Below are 19,027 nucleotides of genomic sequence, written 5' to 3' on the forward strand. Positions count from 1 at the left end.
TGATTACCTCCTATCCTTTCGCGCTAAAAAATGTCTTAGTTTACTTCCAAGTGGGAATAATACCAATTCTTCCTCACGAAACACTTTTCCGCGAATAATCACCAATATAAAGAGCAGACCGCCAAGTGCCACAGCACTTAAAGATTGCATCGCCGCCCCTAGCCGCTCCAATCTAATCAAGTCCATAACATGATCTGTTATATATATATAGCCTTTTAAAAAGAGAACCAGCAATGCGGCTGCCAGTAGAATGATTCCTATAAAGCGCCATGTAAATAGCGGACGTGCAGTCATTTTTCTAAATTTAAGGAATAGCAGGCCGCAGACCAATCCTAATGAAAGTAGGGATGAAATAGCGGCACCCATGGTTCCATACAACGGAATGAACACAACATTTAAACTATATTTTACTGGAAAACAGACTACTACAGCAAAAGCAGGGAATAGCAGACTGCCCAATCCCTGCATGATCGCAATAACCGTTGAGATGATCGATGTAAAAAGAATGACAAAGCCGAGCACTCCTAGCACCGATGATCCCAATTCGTTTTCAAACAGCATCGTATTCGTTTGTTCTATAATCGCCCATAGACCGGCAGATGCACCCAACCCGATGACAAGACTAACCTTTAGCGCTAATTGGATCTTTTCATGCAGTTCATCCGACTTCTCCGCTACGCGCGCCCTGCTGATGAGCGGGACAAGGGTTAACGCCATTGAGGTTGCAACAACCGTTCCTAACTGAATCAATGGCTGGCCGCGGTCAAAAATCCCCTTCACACTTTTCGCGATATCTTCTTCCATACCATTTGCAACAAGTAACGAATAGAGCGTTAAGGAATCTGCTAATTGAATAAAAATCATAAGCATCCCACTTAAACAAATCATCAGTCCTTGGAAGATCAGCGCCTTTACAATTCCCTTGACTTCCGTCCGGTAATGTTGATACATCCCCTGCTTCGGCTTGATCCCTTTCCATTCTTTACGAATCGATAAAAACATAAACAAAATAACACCTGCGACAATACTCCCCGTAATCGAGCCAAACATGGCCCCGCCGCCAACTAAATAGAGGGAATAGCCTTTTTGCATAAACAGATACGATAAGAACAGAATCGTCAGCACCCGAATTGTTTGTTCCCCAACTTGGGATAAGGCCGTCGGAACCATATTTCCAATCCCTTGATAATATCCCCTTAAGACCGAAACAAGCGGGAAGGTTAAAAACACAATCGAAACAACCCTTAATAATATGGCTAGATGAGGGTCATTCATCCAGTTTGCAATACCATCGGCTCCAACATAGAGAATGGAAAAACAAATAATGCCAAATACCTGTAAAAAAATAAATGATACCAGTAGAAGAAGACGGGAATTTCCATCGTCGCCTTTTGCCTTTTGTTCCGCATAAAGTTTGGAAATAACAACAGGAAATCCCGTTGTCGCCAAAACGATCGCTATTCCGTAAAATGGGTACACTTGTTGATAAATGTAAAAGCCAATATCACCGACAATATTTTGAAAAGGAATCCTGTAAAAGGCGCTTAAAATTTTGGTCAAAATAGCCGCAATCGTTAAAATAAACGCCCCTTTATACAGGGATTTTGATTGATTCATCGAATTCATTGCTTCACCTACTAATTAAACTCGAAGGTAATTATAGCACATAAAAAAGACAGCATTCGCTGTCTTTTTTGCTTTTATCAATTATGACTCCATCTGTCTTGCCAAGAATCCTGCAGCTGTTTCAACTGCCTTTTGCTCCACTTCTCCAAGTGTTCCTTCTCTAGAAAAAATAATAACTGCACCAATTGGATCACCATTTGCAATAATCGGCCCTATGGTATAAGAAGATACAGTCTCATCATTTCCATCAGCCAACGCGATATCGCCTTGCTCAGTATGGAGCACCGAGTTCCGTTCTTCCATTGTTTTTTCCACTAAATCACTGATATTCTTATTTAAATAATCTTTTTTAGAACCGCCGGCAAGGGCAATATACGTATCTCTATCACAAATTAAAACAGGATTACCGAGGCTGTCAAATAGGGCTTCTGCATATTCTTTGGCAAAATCGCTTAATTCGCTGATTGGTGAATACTTCTTTAATATGACTTCCCCGTCACGATCCACAAAAATCTCTAACGGGTCCCCTTCGCGGATACGCAGGGTTCTGCGTATTTCTTTGGGAATGACAACGCGACCCAAATCATCAATTCGACGAACTATTCCAGTTGCTTTCATCCAATGTTGCCTCACTTTCATCTGATGATTTTTCAACTTGGTAATGACAATCTTTCCTTTTATAGTAATCATCACCAACTTTGAACTTAGTATCTTTCATCTGGAAAGTTCTATACACAATCGTATTATTTTTTCAAAAATGCATCGAATTTTCCAAACATACTTGCGATACTCATCAGGAATAGCCGCAAACAATTGCAGAATCAACAGGGCTCAGGTCGAATTAATTAACAGGGTTTTCCTGTCCCCTTTTAGCTAATGGAATTCCTTTAACCATTTCGCTAACAATATGAAGCCATTGTGCTGTTTCATACTCTTTTGTCCTAATGACGACTTTTAATCTTGAGCCTTCCATACCAGGACTTACATTTCGTCCAAACTGATTACCGATCGCAAATAGTTTACTTCCATCAATTGTGTTGGTAACCTGCTCATTCACTAAAATGGTAACCTCTTGTTTGGCCTGTTTAATTTGTTCCACCCCATTTAAAAGGGCATACACCTTCATTTCAGCAATTTGGAACAGGTAGGAAACCTCATTTGGATATTCACCAAAACGGTCCTGCATCTCTGCCTGAAGCTCTTCTATATCCTCGTGTGACTGCAAACCCCTAAACCGTTTATACATCTCAATCTTTTGATGTCCATCCTTAATGTACGAGTCAGGAATGTAAGCATCAATTTCCAGATCAATCTCAACCGATTTCTTAACTTCTGCTCCGAGGTCTCCTCTTCTCTCTTCAATTGCCTCTTTCAGCATTTGCGAATAAAGGTCAAACCCGACGGAGTCAATAAAGCCATGCTGCTGGGCACCTAATAAATTCCCTGCCCCACGGATGGATAAATCACGCATGGCAATTTTAAAACCGGACCCTAATTCTGTAAACTCTTTAATGGCTTGCAGACGTTTTTCCGCCACTTCCGTAAGCACTTTATCCTTACGGTAGGTAAAATAGGCGTAGGCGACCCGGTTGGATCTTCCAACACGCCCGCGCAGCTGGTAAAGCTGCGAAAGCCCCATGCGATCGGCATCAAAGACGATCAAGGTATTCACATTCGGAATATCAACCCCGGTTTCAATAATGGTCGTGCTGACAAGAACATCAAACTCTCCTGCCAGGAAGCTGATCATCACCGATTCCAATTCATTTTCCGACATCTGTCCATGTGCACAGATAACCCGTGCATCAGGGACAAGCATAGAAATTTCCTCTGCTTTTCGCTCAATATCTTCTACTCTGTTATATAAAAAGTAGACTTGTCCGTCGCGCGCAAGTTCTCGCTCAATCGCTTCCCGCACCAATGATCCGTTATACTCCATTACGTAGGTTTGCACAGGGAAACGATTTTCCGGCGGTGTTTCGATAACCGATAAATCCCGGACACCAAGCATTGACATATGAAGAGTCCTCGGGATCGGTGTTGCCGTCAAGGTCAGAACGTCCACATTCGTTTTTAATTTCTTAATCTTTTCTTTATGGGTAACCCCAAATCTTTGCTCTTCATCGATAATTAACAGTCCTAAATCACGATAGACGATATCCTTTGAAAGCAGGCGGTGGGTCCCGACAACAATGTCAACTGTTCCAGCTTTTAAGCCTTTGATCGTTTCCGTCTGCTGCTTTTTCGAACGAAAACGGCTTAACAAACCAATATTAATCGGATAGTCCTGGAAGCGCTCCCTTAACGTTTCATGATGCTGCTGCGCTAAAATCGTTGTTGGCACAAGAAAGGCTACCTGTTTCCCATCAGCAATCGCTTTAAAGGCAGCACGGATTGCGACCTCAGTTTTACCATAGCCCACATCACCGCACAAGAGGCGATCCATTGGGCGCGATTTTTCCATATCCTTTTTAATTTCATGGATGGAGCGCAGCTGGTCGTCTGTTTCTTGGTAAGCAAACGATGTTTCAAATTCCCGCTGCATATCCCCATCCGGCGAAAACCCGTAACCTACAGCCGCTTCACGTTCAGCGTATAACTTGATGAGATCGTCGGCAATATCCTGAACGGATGATTCGACTTTCTTCTTGACTTTTTTCCAATCGCTGCCGCCAAGCTTATATACCTTAGGCTCTTTCCCCTCAGAACCCACATATTTCTGAACAAGGTCAATTTGTTCAACAGGTACATACAACTTATCTGTCCCTTGGTAGCGGATGTTTAGGTAATCTTTATGGACCCCGTTAATCATAAGGGTTTCAATGCCTAAGTATTTTCCAATCCCATGGTTCACATGAACAACATAATCACCAATTTTAAGCTCAGAGTAGCTCTTAATCCGTTCTGCATTGGAAAGCTTTTGCCGGCTTTTAGACTTTTTCACGCGTTTATTAAATAATTCTTCCTCGGTGATGACGGCTATTTTCTGAATTGAAAGTTCAAACCCTGTATGCAGGTTCCCTTTCATAATTTGAACTCTACCAGGTAAAAGCTGTTGGTCTCCCTTTACGATGCTGCTGTCAATTTCATAGTCCTCCAGCACACGCTCTAATTTCTTTACCCGTTCTTCATCCTGCCCTATAAATAAAATAGAATAATTTCCTTTTTTCCATCTGTCAATTTCCGCTTTTAATACATGCATTTGCCCATGGAAATTTTGCATTTGCTTGCAGGAAATATTAATAATATTCTGCGGGCTTGTGTTGGCTACATGTCTTAAAAATAAAGACATATATAGAACCGGGAATTCCCTTTTCTGCAGCAAGGCTTGCAAGTCATGAGAGATATGTAAGTCATGGATAATTTGGCCTTCGCCAAGCAAACTTGTATACCACTCAGCTTCCTCTTTTTCCAGGGAATCGTTCATCTCTTGAGCCCTGCTGATTTCATCAATAAACACGAGACCATTGCTTGGAAGATAGTCTAGTAAACTAGCAGGCCGCTCGTAGGCAAGTGATAAGTATTTATAGACTTGGTCAGGCTTTTGACGATTTTTTAACTGCTCAAGCTCATGGCTGATGTTTTGACTCAGCTGCATTTTTGCCTTATCATCTTTTAGTTTTCTTAGACTATATGCTAATCCTTCTTCAAGCTTGCTAATCATCCTGCTGTAATCCTCATCTTCCAGCAGGATTTCTGTTGCCGGCCCAATCAAAATCTTTTTGACTTTTTCTTTGGAGCGTTGATCATCAAGAGAGAAATAGCGGATGGAGTCAATTTCTGTGTCAAATAATTCAATTCTCAGCGGATCGGCCTCTGTAAGGGGATAAATGTCGATGATTCCTCCCCTTACACTAAATTCCCCTGGGGTGGTAACCATTTCAGCACGGACATAACCCATTTTGACAAAAGTAAGTAATAATTTATCTATGTTTATATCTTCCCCTATTGTTAACGACAGCTGATATTGTTTCCATAGGGACTTTGGAGGAATAATTTTCTTTAAACCGGCAATTGGGGCAATTAATATCCCCTGATGCGACTTGCTCCAGTGATTTAAGGCCTCTATTCTTTGTGCTTTTAATTCCGGACTCGCAATGCCGAGCTCAGCGGCAATTAACTCATTGGCTGGAAAAAGGAAAACTTCCTTGTCACTTAATAGATTGACAATATCATCATAGAGTTTCTGTGCCTGTAATAGATTATGGGTGACAAGTATGATTGGCCTTTTCATCTGTTCGTAAATGGATGCCGTTAGTACCGTTCTTGACGAGCCTGATAAACCGGCAATCAACTGTTCCTTTAATCCTTCCTCCACGCCGGCAATCACCGAGTGGACATCTTCCTGCTGAAGGAATAATGACTTTAAACCGTTCAAGGGTTTCTCCTCCCTTCCTACAAATTTAATATTAATAAGATTTTTATAGTCGAAATTAGTAAATAGAAAAACGCTTTGGATGAATGTCCAAAGCTAATTAATGGATAAGGAAATCGTATTGGTGGTAATCTGGATTCCGCTCTAAAGCTTCTTGGCAGTCCTCACAAATGGCAGTTATATGAATCTCACCTTCTGCGTCATACGCAACCATTTCTTGTCTTTCCTGGTCCGTTAATTTATGAAGACCAAGTGTTTCTGAGTGTATCGATGCTTTATCAATAGAACCAAGTTTGGTACCACAATGACGACAATGGTAATGGATGGCCACGCCTGTCCCTCCTTAATCTACGATTCCTTATTAGTATTAACCTTAGCGGAGGAACTTATTCAATTAGATTAAAGTGTGCCATCTTTTTATATTCTATTCATTTTTTCTGTTTCACCTTAATGTATGAATATGAAAGAATGGCCTGTATCATGAACAATTACTGATTATATTCATTCATGACTTGTAAAAATGGCTTCTCAAGCCACGCAGCACAGGCATCTGCGCTTCTTTTCACAGCTTCCCCTGTAAAGGTCTTTTCTTCAGGCCGGAACCGTCCAAGGACGTAATCAGGCACATTCATTCCTGCTTGGGGCCGGTCAATCCCAATCCGAATACGGTTAAACTCTTGCGTGCCAAGATGGGCAACTGTCGACTTAATTCCATTATGTCCACCAGGGCTTCCTTTTTGACGAAGTCTAATTTTGCCGACCGGCAGATCGAGATCATCATAAATCACTACTAAATCCTCTAACACTATTTGATAGTAGTCCATGACTGCCCTGATCGATTCCCCTGATAAATTCATATAGGTTAATGGTTTTAATAGTAATACCTTTTCCCCGTTATAAAAACCAATTCCGTACAAGCCTTTAAATTTAGACTGATTTAGCGGTATGGAAAATTGATTGGATAAAGCATCGATGACTTCAAAACCGATATTATGTCTTGTCTGTTCATATTGCTTCCCAGGATTACCTAAACCAACGATACATTTCATGGGTCCCACCTCTTTCGGTTCAGCCAGCCTGTTAAATATTTTTCGAAACATCATCGTTCTCCCTACTATCTTAATCCCTTTTATCATGCGTTAAAAGACGTAACCCTTATAAGGTTACGTCTTTCATTCTATTCACCCTCAGGCAGGAGTTGTTTCTCTTCCCTCTTCATTATCCGGGTGGCCTTCTTCTTGCTGTTCACCTGAATTAATTTCCTCTTCCTGCCTTGGCGGCAGGATGGAAGCGATCACTTCATCGTCCTCATGGTTAATGGTAAATGCACCCGCAGATGGAATGTCACCAGCCAATACGGTTTCTCCTACCTGAAGGTTTGTAATATCCACTTCAATTTGCGTCGGAATATTGTCCGGGGTAGAAGTAATCGATAATTGGTGAACCGGCTGCTGCAGAACGCCGCCGTCTTTTACTCCGGCTGCTTCTCCAACAAGGACAAGCCTCACATCGACATTGATTTTAGAGGATTTATCCACGGCTAAAAAATCAACATGGAGAATTTCCTTTTTAAATGCATCCTCCTGATAATCGGTTAACACAACATCATGCTTGCTGCCATCTACATCGAGAGAAATGACACCATTCCGACCAACAGTACGAATGGTTTTTGTTAAATCTGCTGAACTTACAAACACCGGTTTACTCTCGAGCCTGGCACCATAAATAATAGCTGGAATGTTTCCAGTTTCTCTGATTTTCCTTAAGGCAGAATAGGTGAGTTCCTTCCGCTCCTTTGCTTGTAAAACAGTACTCATGTGTGTAGTCACCTTCCTATTTTAGTATCTATATAAAAATGCCCTAAAACAGGAAGGTCTAAACATTTTTTTAATCAAACAGTGTGCTTACTGACTGCTCTTCGTGGACACGAATGATGGCTTCACCTATTAATGGTGCAACAGATAGGTTGATAATTTTGCCGCTCTTTTTCTCTTCCGGAAGGGCAATGGAATTCGTTACGACTAGTTCTTTTATTTTTGAGTTTTCAATTCTTTCAATTGCAGGGCCTGACAAGACTGGATGTGTACAGCAAGCATACACTTCCGCAGCGCCATTCTCGACTAATGCATTGGCAGCAAGTGTAATCGTCCCTGCTGTATCAATAATATCATCAATCAAAATCGCTACTTTTCCTTCAATGTTACCAACAATATTCATGACTTCCGCTATATTCGGTCTTGGACGGCGCTTGTCGATAATCGCAATTGGTGCTTTTAAACGTTCAGCCATTTTTCTCGCTCTTGTTACACCGCCATGGTCCGGAGACACAATGACAATATCACCATTCAATTCCTTGTTTTTAAAGTACTCTGATAAAATCGGAACACCCATAAGATGATCAATTGGAATATCAAAGAATCCTTGTATTTGCGGTGCATGCAAATCTAAACAAATCACGCGGGTTGCGCCGGCGGTTTCAAGTAGGTTTGCCACTAATTTCGCAGTGATCGGCTCGCGGGCACGCGCTTTTCGGTCCTGGCGGGCATAGCCATAATAAGGCATAACAATATTGATTGTTTTCGCCGAAGCTCTTTTTAACGCGTCAATCATGATTAATAATTCCATGATATTATCATTTACAGGTAAGCTTGTTGATTGAATGACATACACATCACAGCCGCGGATACTTTCTTCAATATTAATTTGGATTTCTCCGTCACTGAACCTTGAAACAGAGCATTTTCCAAGTTCCACTCCGATTACTTTAGCAATTTCATTTGCCAGCGGCAAATTTGAGTTTAAACTAAATACCTTTAAATTCGGATCTAAATATTGATTTGACATGAGGGCCCTCCAATTATCATTGCTTATTTCTTAAGATTAAGCTTTTGAACGTAATTTTCCTTATTCACTTGCTTTGCACGTGCAATCGACAACGCTTCACCCGGTACATCCATTGTAATCGTAGAACCGGCAGCCACGTAAGCACCTTTTCTAATTGTGACTGGGGCAACAAGATTGGAGTTGCAGCCAATAAAGACTCCATCTTCAATTTTAGTTAAATATTTATTTTTACCGTCGTAATTCACTGTAATCGAACCGCAGCCGATGTTTACATCACTACCAACCTCGGCATCACCAATATAGCTTAGATGTGATGCCTTGCTTCCTTTGCCGAAAACAGCCTTCTTGATTTCGACGAAATTTCCGATTTTCACCTCGTCGCTTATAGTGGAATCAGGACGAATATGGGCAAATGGACCAATGTTAACATGAGAACCAATCAAGCTTTTATGTGCGGCCGATTGACGAATAACGGTTCCATTACCAATTTTACAAGCATCAATTTCTGAGTTTGGACCAATGAGACATTCCGTACCAATCGTGGTCTTACTTTTTATTACAGTTCCTGGATAGATAACAGTATCCTGTCCAATCTCGACATCTGTTTCTATGTAAGTATTTGCAGGATCAATAATTGTTACCCCGTTACGCATATGGGCTTCATTCGTCCGTTTCCGCATGATTCGCTCTGCTTCTGCCAATGCAACACGGTCATTCACACCCAATGTTTCTTCAAATTCATTTGTTTGGAAGGCTGTGACCACTTCACCCTGTTTTTTCAGGATTTCAATGACATCTGGTAAATAGTATTCCCCTTGAACATTGTCATTAGAAACCTGCCGCAACGCCTCAAATAATGCACGGTTATCAAAACAATACGTACCTGTATTGATTTCATTAATTTCCCGTTCAGATTCTGAGGCATCCTTGTGCTCAACGATTTTTTCGACAAAACCATTTTCATTACGAACGATTCGGCCGTATCCTGTTGGGTCATCGATTCTTGCTGTGAGGATTGTGGCTTTTGCGGCTAGTTCCTCATGGTGTTTAAAAAGGGACTCCATCGTTTCAGCTTTAATTAATGGGGTATCACCGCAAACAACAATGGTTACGCCTTCTTTACCTTCGAGTAAAGCCTGCGCCTGCATCACTGCATGGGCTGTACCGAGCTGCTGATCCTGCAAGCAATAGTGACTGCTGTCACCTAATTGTGCCTGCACCATTTCGGCTCCATGACCAATTATTGTCACCATGTCTTGAATGTCCAGCTTGGTTATTTGATCAACTACATGTTGTACCATCGGCTTACCGCATACTGGGTGTAATACTTTATAAAGCTTTGACTTCATCCGCGTCCCCTGCCCTGCGGCCAAAATCACAGCATATCGATTATGCATGAACAGTCCTCCAATTTAACCTTTTTATCCATTAAAAATATTAACGTAAATGGGCTCGCTTTTCAAGGAATGAACAGGAAGTGTCTAATTTTGCAATATTAAGTATATTAGAGGAAAAATAAAAAGGGGGTTTGTGGGATTCGTAACCTGGTCAGGAATTTTATCTTTTTTTCAATAGGATGGTTTCCAAAACAATAAAAAGAGCCTTACTCAGAAGAAAGGCCCTAGTTGCTAAAATCCTTAGGAAGCTCCGGCTTCTTCAAATTCTACTTCCAATTCACCTAAACGGTGGTACTCAGCCAATACAGCTTCTTGGATTTTACCGCGTGTTCCTGAATTGATTGGATGCGCAATGTCACGAAATTCTCCATCTGGAGTACGTTTACTTGGCATAGCTACAAATAAACCGTTATTTCCGTCGATCACACGGATGTCATGAACAACAAATTCATTATCCAATGTGATTGATGCAATCGCTCTCATTCGGCCATCCGTATTAACCCGGCGTAATCTTACGTCAGTTACTTCCATGTGCTCACACCCTTTTTTGTTATATAAAAAGCTAATTAAACAAATTCAACAATTAATTCAATAATCCTGCTTAAATTTTAAAATATTTTTGAAAAATTAGGGCAAATTAGTGAACTTTTGTAAAAATTAGATAACTTTATGCAATAAATGATGTAAGGTTAGGGGAATTCATACAAATTTGGTCAAAAAAAAGCGCTCGATTACTTCACGAGCGCTACTACTTCGATTTCAACTAAGGCATCTTTTGGCAAACGGGCAACTTCAACACAGGAACGGGCTGGTTTATGAGTAGAGAAATACTCGCCATATACTTCATTTACATCAGCAAATTCATCCATATTTTTAATAAAGACTGTTGCCTTTACAACTGTTTCAAGCGATGCACCCGCTTCACTTAAAACAGCCTGTAAATTACGAAAAACTTGATGGGTTTGCTCTTTAATATCACCCGTCACCATGTTTCCTTCAGCGGTTAATGGAATTTGTCCAGAACTATAAAACAAATTATTCACAATGATTCCTTGTGAGTACGGGCCAATGGCAGCAGGGGCAAGATGAGTCTGAACTGCTTTCATGCTATCTCCTCCAAATGTTAAAATAGTTTCCCTCGTGAACACTAATCTCTTTTTCTTTTACATCGACATCAGATAATTGGACGAGCGATAAATATTCATCCACTAATCGTTCTTGTATTTTTTCATCCTCGACCAAAACAGCAATTCCCGCCAAATGGGAATTAAATTCCTCCAGCATGCTGATCATTCCCATTACGGTTCCGCCAGCCTTCATAAAGTCATCCACAATAAGGACACGTGAATCCTGCTTCATGCTCCTTTTTGAAAGCACCATGGTTTGGATTCTTTTAGCAGAACCTGAAACGTAATTAATGCTTACTGTTGGTCCCTCCGTTACCTTACTGTCTCTGCGGACAATCACTACCGGGACATTCAACTGACTTGCGACCGCATAGGCAAGGGGTATCCCTTTTGTCGCTACAGTCATGACCACATCAATTTGCGTATCAGCATAGGCAGAAGCAATAATGCGTCCTGCCTTTTGCACAACCTGCGGATCCCCCAAAATGTCCGTTAAATATAAATAGCCGCCGGGTAATAGCCGTTCAGGATCCCCAATTAATTGACATAGTTCAATAATAAAGGGTTCCACTTCTTCCCGGCTTACTTTTACAAAGAATTTAACGCCGCCGGCAGCACCCGGCACTGTTTGTAACGTACCGATTCCTCTTTGTTCAAAAGTCTCTTTTACGATCGCTAAATCCTCACTGATGGAAGACTTGGCGGACGAATAACGCTCAGCGAAAAAGGTGAGCGGTACAAGCTGGCGAGGATGATCCAGCAAATAATTCGTCATATCTATTAAACGTTCACTGCGGCGAAATTTCATAATTAACCCCCAGAAGCCGAATATTCTATATTAAGAATATCATTATTGTACGTCTTTAATCAAGCGAGTGTCGTTCTCCAAGCATCCTGACTGCGAAAACCTGATCACAGAATCCCCTAAGTCCATTGTAGATGCGATGCATTCTCGAGTCATGCTGGACAATGCCAAACACGGTTGGTCCGCTTCCGCTCATCAAAACAGCATCTGCACCAAAACGCTTCATTTGCTCCTTTATTTGAGCAACCTCAGGGTGCAGGGTTAAGGTCACATCCTCTAGGACGTTCCCCACATTGCTGCATACCTTTTGATAGTCATGATGGTAGATCGCGTCAATCATGGCGCCAATATCAGGATGGTTCGTTCGATTCACATCAAGCCGGCGATAAACCTCGGCTGTCGATACCCCAATAAAAGGCTTTGCAAGGATCACCCAGCATGTCGGCGGAGCGGGCAGCTCCGTGATGACCTCGCCTCTTCCCTTTGCTAAAGCTGTGCCGCCATAAACACAAAAAGAAACATCCGAGCCAATTTCACTCCCAAGCTCTGCTAACTCATCAAGGGATAATCCAAGATTCCAAAGCTTATTTAACCCTCTCAAGGCCGCAGCAGCATCACTGCTCCCACCGGCTAACCCGGCAGCAACTGGAATCGTTTTTTCAATAGAAATCAGCACACCTTTCTTTACACCAAATCGCTCCTTTAGCAGCTGGGCCGCTTGATAGGCCAAGTTACGTTGATCATCCGGAACGTATCGATTATGGGAAAGAATATGTATTTTATCTTGATTTAATAAGGTTAGTTCAATCCGATCAGCCAAATCAATCGTGGTCATAATCATTTCAACCTCATGATAGCCATCGGTCCGTTTATGTAATACATCTAATGCTAAGTTTATTTTGGCCGGTGCTTTGACTAAAAGCTTCACTACGTCCACCTACTTCTGTATAATCCATTCCGAAATCCACATTTTGTCCTATTTTACCACAAAATGATAAATGTAAGACGTGAGATATGATAAATCCTGTCAAATAATATATTTTATCATGATTTTTTTATAGAAAACAGTCAAATGTTAGGCACAAAATAAAGAAAAAGACCGGTACGGGGAACTTTCGGTTCCTTGTGCCGGCCTTGCTGTGGTTAAGATTATTTATAGGTTTAAGATTTCGGACCCCGATGGATCAGCTGTTCTTGCGCAAGTTCAACGGCGCGCTTCACCATATTTCCCGCATCTCTTGCTTTGATGCCGCCCCATCCCTCTTTTTGAACGACATCATAAAACCCAAGCTCTTTTGCAAGTTCCTCTTTAAAGCCTTCGGACATAATCCCTCTTCTTCTGCCCATCTAAACAACCCCTTTCATACCACAGCATTCTTAGTATGAGATAAACAAGGATTTTCATGTTAGCCAAATAATCCTTTAAAAAGCAAAAAGCAGTAAACCCTTTGTTTACTGCCACCCATTGCTTATATACTAGCTTAAAGCTACATGTCCTGCTGCATCATCGTAGAAGGTAATTTGAACTGTTTCTGTTAATACATCCGCATAGCTGTAAGATACACGCTCGAATGAATTTTCGTCCTGATCTAATTCAATAACAAAAACAGATGGGTAAGTTTCAGCTAACACACCGGAACGTTCAATTGTTTTCCTGCGTCCGCCGTTTGCTTTTAGCAGCAACCTTTTCCCTAAATTCGTGTCAAGAGCCTTTTTGATATCGGCTAAGGTTTTTGGCATTCGATCCACCTCACTGTGTAAAGTATAACACACTGACATAGTTCTGTCAAACAAAAATATAAATTATATCAGTCCGACAAAAAGTTTGTCAATATTTTTTATTCTACTTTTTCTTCTAATTTTCAACATTTCTTAGCCTTGCCTTATTATCAATGGAATATGTACCGCTTCAAAAAAAATAAGCCAACCGAAACGCGAAGGCTTATTCCTCTTCGTTTTTTACTGGTCGATATGGCATCCCAGTTCGTAACACCCCTTTTGTTTCAATGCCACCCAGCCCCTTATCTCCGGTTAATGTATTCCGCAACACATCCCATACGTTAATTCTTTCCATAAACGGGGTAAAGCTTATTTTTGCGACAATATAGACTGGGTCCAGTGCGTGAATATTGATCCTTGATGGGGAACTGGCAAAGTTTGCCCCTGCATGGATGAGCGATTCAAAATGAGATTGGCATGCACCTGCAAAGATGACCAGCTGATCTAGGTGAGGGATTTTTTTCCGTGCCTCCCTGACAGTTTGGACGAAATGTTTGGAATGACGATATGCATTAATATCCGTCATCTTCCCCTTTGCCTTTGAATAGGCATCATGCCCAGTGATGACCAGAATATCGGGACGATAGTGGTCAATCAGACCAGCAATTTTGTCTGGCATTTCCTTCTCATTACAGTGTATTCCTAAAACCGGTATCCCGATTTTTTCATATAAGGTCATACATTTTTTCAAATAAGTTGGGTCCCCATCCAAATGAAGCACCTTCCCCGGGATTTGAAAGTAATTGCTCGACTTTGCATAGCCGCCTGTCGCTTCATATTCCTGCCTGGATTTTAACAAATCTACATCTTGTGTAAAAAGTCGTAATGACTGTTCTTCAAGGGTCCTGTATTCCTGTCTTAGTTTCACCCTTTCATGTTGGTTAACAACCACCAGATCAGTATAAGGTGCATCTGCAGCAAGACGAAAATCCTCACCATAAAGGATTGCGAATTTCTGGTCATTTATTATTCGCATATCAATTACGCGAAATAGAAGATCACAGTTGTATGATTTTCTACCGACAATATCATTTATTTTTATATCCACTGCCGTCACTCCAATAAGACCAGCAAAAAGGCCTTTTGTTTAGGGTTTCTCTCATAGGCTATGCAAACAGTGATGTCCGCGTGAAAAAAAAGTACACCAACTCACCAGACACTGCAGCTGGATAAAAAAAAGACCCTAAAAAAGGTCTAATGGAAGTTTGGATATAGTGCATCGGCTAACAGGCCAAATTCTTCTAAGGAAAGGGTTTCGCCTCTTCTGGAAGGGTCAATTCCGCTTGCATTTAGTGCTGCAAGGATTTCTTCCTTCTTTTGTTTCCCGTCAGGAAGCTGACTTGTTAAGTTATTGAGCAAGGTTTTTCTTCTTTGAGCAAAACATGACCTTGTCACTTGAAAAAAGAACGCTTCGTCCTTTACGATAACGGCTGGCTGCTCCCGTCTTGTTAATCTAATGACAGCTGAATCGACATTCGGCTGCGGGACAAAGACGGTCTTCGGGACAATCATCACCGTCTCAGCTTCTGTGTAATATTGAATCGCAATTGAAAGTGAGCCATAGTCCTTTGTACCAGGCTTAGCTGAAATGCGGTCAGCAACCTCTTTTTGGAGCATACAAACGATGCCGCGAATGGACAGATGGTCCTCAAGCAGTTTCATGATGATAGGGGTTGTCACATAATAGGGTAAATTCGCCACGACCATTACATCGTCAATGCCTTTAAACTCTTCCTCCATTACCATTTGAACGTCTGCCTCTAACACATCCTTGTGAATAATATTCACATTTTCATATGGTGACAATGTGTCCTGCAAAATTGGTAATAATCGTTGATCAATCTCAAAAGCCACGACCTTTTTACTCGTGCGGGCCAGCTGCTCGGTAAGGGCGCCAATCCCCGGGCCAATTTCAATTGCCCCGGAATTCTCATTCAGATTGGCGAAGCTAACGATTTTTTTTAATATATTTGTATCAATTAAGAAGTTTTGACCAAGGCTTTTCTTAAAAGAAAACCCATATTTTTCGAGAATGGCCCTTGTTCTCACAGGGGTAGCGATATCTTTATTCATTTGGTTCCTCCTGACGGACTACGCTTAGTGCTTCGGCAAATTCCTGCCTGCTGATCTGGAACATCATTAAGCGCTTGTGCAATTGTTTTCCATTTGTATAGCCAATTTTTAAAAGCTTGCCGAGGATCATTCTTCGTTCCTTCGCACCCTCGCCGCCAATAAGACCGGCTGTAAGTAAGTCTTCTTGCGTTATTTTTTCCGAAATCGATTCATGCATGTGTTGAGCATCCTTTAATGCTTCTCTAATTGCCTCAGGGCTGGCATGTTCTACACCAAGGCCCTTGCCGCTTTTAGCAATCGCCGCTTCCTTCGTCAAAAAGGCGTGCTTACAGCCAGGAACAGCTGCTGCAATCGTCTTCCTGATTTTTTCACCGGGAAAGTCAGGGTCTGTAAAAATGATCACGCCTCGTGTCTCCTGCGCGCGTAATACTTTTTCAATGGTTGTTTGATTTACTGCAGAGCCATTCGTTTCAATGGTATCTGCATCGACTGCCCGCTTAATCGCTGTCGTATCATCTTTTCCCTCAACTACAATAATTTCTCTTATCTTCATATTAAAAATGAAATCCTCCGTAATATATTAATAAAAAATGAAAAAATATTGAAACATTTTTGTAATGTCCATCGTCTATATTATTAAACACATTCATATAATGACAGTAAGAAACCAAGAAAAATATTACTTGTATCGTTAGTAAGTATAAAGAAAATCTCAGAAAAAGCAAAATGCAGAGGGATATCCCTCTGCACGAAAATGGCTTACTGCAAAATCTTAATTTTTACCTTCTTACGTCCCCAACGGTAGGCGTCCGCTTTCGATGGCATAAATAAATCAATGATATACCCTTTAATTGCTCCGCCTGTATCAGCAGCAACAGCATAGCCGTAGCCTTCCACATATACCTTTGTTCCAAGCGGAATCACTCTTGGGTCAACCGCAATGACTTTCATGTTCGGATCAGCACGGAGATTAAGCCCTGTTGCTGTACGGCCTGAACAGCCATTACAATACGCAGTATACGCGGTTGCCGTAACGTAAAACTCTGTTCCCGTTTCAGCTGCACCACGGGAAACTTGCATGGCTAATTCCTTCGTTCCGACAGCCACTACTTTATCCTGTTTCTCTGTAATCCTTTGCTCATTGAGCAATTTCCTGGAAACTTCCTTGCCGTTTTCAAGCACGACTTCATATTGCTTAGACACACGGCCATGCTTCCCTGGAGTTAAGATTTTTTCTTTTCCTTTTTCTAAACTTTCATCCTTTTTTGTTACCACGGCAAATTCAACGGGTTCTTCCACTACATCGGTGACTTTTTCTACGCGAATGACGTTAACAACACCATTCTCTGAGATGGCTTCTGTTAATGACGGTTCAACTCGGTCTAATTCATTTAGCTTGATGCCCTGTTGTGTTAAAAAGTCAGCGACCGTAGCCGAAGTAGCCCAAACTTCCTGCTCCTTACCGCCGTCCACATATGTAAGATGAAACGCGATGTTTAGCTCAATATTCATCTTATCTGTTATTGCCGTTTGTGGATTTGGTGAAAGTTTATCCTGTTCTTTCAATACAATTTTCTGCTCTTTTAGGAACTCAGCAACCGTTCCGGCTGTAGTCCAGACCGTTTTCTTCTCGCTGTCTTTAACAATGTGAACCTTGTTTGCCTGCTTCCAAACGACTTTAAGGTGATCCTTCACCTTCATATTTGCCTTTGGAGATACGTAGTCTTGTGAGCGAAGAGGTACATCCAGTTCATCTAATAAATCCTTGATGGTCTCTGCATGCGTTTTTACGACCTCTGGCTTGCCATTAAGTGTTAGTGCCACTGTATTCTTCGAACCTTCGGAAAAAAGAATTCCAAGAGTAGTTAGCAAAACTACGAAAATAGCAAAAACAATGATCAATGACCTCCTGCTCAAAGACTGGGGAAACAGGTTTTTCATGTGTTTAAATACGATGAAAAACGCCTCCTTTTCTCGGGAGAGATAATTAATACCATGCTGCCGGCTGTCAATCCTTGCATATCCTGTGAACGTATTTCTAATTATGCACAAACCTGGAAATATTGCAAAGAAAAACTTATCGACACGGTTATCCTATGTTGAAAAGGAGACGTGTAGAACTTTTTGTTATTAGAAAAAATTAGGACAAGCTTCTAGGGCTTTCGACAATTTCCCTTATCAGTTTATGGCGAATAATTTTTTAGCATTTTGTGTCGTTGCCTCCGCTACTTCCGCAAATGTCAACCCTTTTATTTCGGCAATTTCTTCAGCTACCAGCCTAACATAACTTGGTTCATTCCGTTTTCCACGATAGGGATGCGGGGCCAAATAGGGGCAGTCTGTTTCAATTAACAGTTTTTCCAAAGGTATTTCAGCTGCCACTTCTTTTGGTTTTTTTGCATTTTTGAAGGTAACAGGACCGCCAAGTGAAATATAAAAATTCATTTTTACACATTCCTTGGCAACTTCAGGGCTGCCGCTAAAGCAGTGCATAATCCCCCCTACTTCCTCTGCACCTTCTTCCTTCAATATTTCCACGATATCGGCTGTTGCCTCACGATTGTGAATAACGATTGGGAGCTTTACCTTTTTCGCGAGCTTGATTTGTTTACGAAAAACCTCCTTTTGGATCCCCTTTGGTGACTTGTCCCAATGATAATCCAAGCCCATTTCACCGATTGCGACTACCTTTGGATGGGAGGCTAATTGCTCAATCCACGCTAAATCCTCATCCGTCAAGTCGATGGCATCGACGGGATGCCAGCCAATGCAGGCATAAATAAATTCATAGCTTTCAGCTAGTTCCATTGCCCTTTGAATGGTCGGGCGATCAAACCCGACGACGACCATATTGGTGACTCCCTCATTTTGAGCCCTATTAATGACTTCCTGCAAATCCTCGTCATATTGGGTGTCATTTAAATGTGCATGTGTGTCGAATAGCATAATTAAGACCCTTCCTTTTTTGTCAAACCCATAATTATTACAATATTTCCTTTTT

The 19,027-nt window shown here is 41.4% G+C and carries 19 protein-coding genes; all 19 read right to left on the bottom strand.

The annotated features are described in order from the left end of the window. Positions 1 to 3 precede the first annotated feature (3 nt). Positions 4 to 1,617: a putative polysaccharide biosynthesis protein gene (locus ACIQXV_RS27535; RefSeq protein WP_402964910.1), complete on the bottom strand. Its 1,614-nt coding sequence runs from the start codon at positions 1,615 to 1,617 to the stop codon at positions 4 to 6. Positions 1,618 to 1,707: 90 nt separating this feature from the next. Beyond that, positions 1,708 to 2,244 (bottom strand): stage V sporulation protein T, encoded by a 537-nt coding sequence (spoVT, locus tag ACIQXV_RS27540; RefSeq protein WP_402964982.1) that lies wholly within the window; start codon positions 2,242 to 2,244, stop codon positions 1,708 to 1,710. A 223-nt stretch (positions 2,245 to 2,467) separates the two neighbouring features. Further along, positions 2,468 to 6,004, bottom strand: coding sequence for a transcription-repair coupling factor (gene mfd / locus ACIQXV_RS27545; protein WP_402964913.1), 3,537 nt, complete (start codon positions 6,002 to 6,004; stop codon positions 2,468 to 2,470). 97 nt (positions 6,005 to 6,101) lie between these two features. Next, positions 6,102 to 6,332, bottom strand: a complete 231-nt coding sequence (gene fin / locus ACIQXV_RS27550) for an anti-sigma-F factor Fin (RefSeq protein WP_402964916.1) — start codon at positions 6,330 to 6,332, stop codon at positions 6,102 to 6,104. A 157-nt stretch (positions 6,333 to 6,489) separates the two neighbouring features. Further along, entirely contained in the window at positions 6,490 to 7,050 is a 561-nt protein-coding gene (gene pth / locus ACIQXV_RS27555) for an aminoacyl-tRNA hydrolase (protein WP_402964986.1), read from the bottom strand. Between the two features lie 138 nt (positions 7,051 to 7,188). Further along, positions 7,189 to 7,818: a 50S ribosomal protein L25/general stress protein Ctc gene (locus ACIQXV_RS27560; RefSeq protein WP_402964918.1), complete on the bottom strand. Its 630-nt coding sequence runs from the start codon at positions 7,816 to 7,818 to the stop codon at positions 7,189 to 7,191. A gap of 70 nt (positions 7,819 to 7,888) precedes the next feature. Further along, a complete protein-coding gene (locus ACIQXV_RS27565) occupies positions 7,889 to 8,845 on the bottom strand; it encodes a ribose-phosphate diphosphokinase (RefSeq protein ID WP_402964921.1) in 957 nt (318 codons plus the stop codon). A 23-nt stretch (positions 8,846 to 8,868) separates the two neighbouring features. Continuing rightward, positions 8,869 to 10,242, bottom strand: a complete 1,374-nt coding sequence (gene glmU, locus ACIQXV_RS27570) for a bifunctional UDP-N-acetylglucosamine diphosphorylase/glucosamine-1-phosphate N-acetyltransferase GlmU (RefSeq protein WP_402964923.1) — start codon at positions 10,240 to 10,242, stop codon at positions 8,869 to 8,871. A 240-nt stretch (positions 10,243 to 10,482) separates the two neighbouring features. Further along, positions 10,483 to 10,773, bottom strand: a complete 291-nt coding sequence (spoVG, locus tag ACIQXV_RS27575; protein WP_003347151.1) for a septation regulator SpoVG — start codon at positions 10,771 to 10,773, stop codon at positions 10,483 to 10,485. 200 nt (positions 10,774 to 10,973) lie between these two features. Further along, positions 10,974 to 11,348, bottom strand: coding sequence for a 2-iminobutanoate/2-iminopropanoate deaminase (ridA, locus tag ACIQXV_RS27580; protein WP_402964926.1), 375 nt, complete (start codon positions 11,346 to 11,348; stop codon positions 10,974 to 10,976). Between the two features lies 1 nt (position 11,349). Next, positions 11,350 to 12,177 (bottom strand): pur operon repressor, encoded by an 828-nt coding sequence (gene purR / locus ACIQXV_RS27585; RefSeq protein ID WP_402964929.1) that lies wholly within the window; start codon positions 12,175 to 12,177, stop codon positions 11,350 to 11,352. A gap of 55 nt (positions 12,178 to 12,232) precedes the next feature. Continuing rightward, a complete protein-coding gene (gene ispE / locus ACIQXV_RS27590; protein WP_402964932.1) occupies positions 12,233 to 13,102 on the bottom strand; it encodes a 4-(cytidine 5'-diphospho)-2-C-methyl-D-erythritol kinase in 870 nt (289 codons plus the stop codon). Positions 13,103 to 13,335: 233 nt separating this feature from the next. Continuing rightward, entirely contained in the window at positions 13,336 to 13,521 is a 186-nt protein-coding gene (locus tag ACIQXV_RS27595) for a small, acid-soluble spore protein, alpha/beta type (RefSeq protein ID WP_007084179.1), read from the bottom strand. A 129-nt stretch (positions 13,522 to 13,650) separates the two neighbouring features. After that, positions 13,651 to 13,914 (bottom strand): biofilm formation stimulator Veg, encoded by a 264-nt coding sequence (gene veg / locus ACIQXV_RS27600; RefSeq protein WP_007084178.1) that lies wholly within the window; start codon positions 13,912 to 13,914, stop codon positions 13,651 to 13,653. Positions 13,915 to 14,116: 202 nt separating this feature from the next. Beyond that, complete coding sequence (yabG, locus tag ACIQXV_RS27605) at positions 14,117 to 15,001, bottom strand: sporulation peptidase YabG (RefSeq protein ID WP_402964936.1); 885 nt, start codon at positions 14,999 to 15,001, stop codon at positions 14,117 to 14,119. 146 nt (positions 15,002 to 15,147) lie between these two features. Next, positions 15,148 to 16,026 carry a 16S rRNA (adenine(1518)-N(6)/adenine(1519)-N(6))-dimethyltransferase RsmA gene (gene rsmA, locus ACIQXV_RS27610; RefSeq protein ID WP_402964939.1) on the bottom strand — a complete coding sequence of 293 codons (879 nt, stop codon included), beginning with the start codon at positions 16,024 to 16,026 and terminating at the stop codon, positions 15,148 to 15,150. Continuing rightward, positions 16,019 to 16,579, bottom strand: a complete 561-nt coding sequence (gene rnmV, locus ACIQXV_RS27615; protein WP_402964941.1) for a ribonuclease M5 — start codon at positions 16,577 to 16,579, stop codon at positions 16,019 to 16,021. Before rnmV ends, rsmA begins: the two co-directional genes overlap by 8 nt. Positions 16,580 to 16,785: 206 nt before the next feature. Continuing rightward, a complete protein-coding gene (locus ACIQXV_RS27620; RefSeq protein ID WP_402964944.1) occupies positions 16,786 to 17,967 on the bottom strand; it encodes a ubiquitin-like domain-containing protein in 1,182 nt (393 codons plus the stop codon). A gap of 237 nt (positions 17,968 to 18,204) precedes the next feature. Further along, a complete protein-coding gene (locus tag ACIQXV_RS27625) occupies positions 18,205 to 18,972 on the bottom strand; it encodes a TatD family hydrolase (RefSeq protein WP_402964947.1) in 768 nt (255 codons plus the stop codon). Between the last annotated feature and the right edge of the window lie 55 nt (positions 18,973 to 19,027).

Source organism: Neobacillus sp. NPDC097160, assembly GCF_044762155.1.
Taxonomy (GTDB): domain Bacteria; phylum Bacillota; class Bacilli; order Bacillales; family Cytobacillaceae; genus Neobacillus.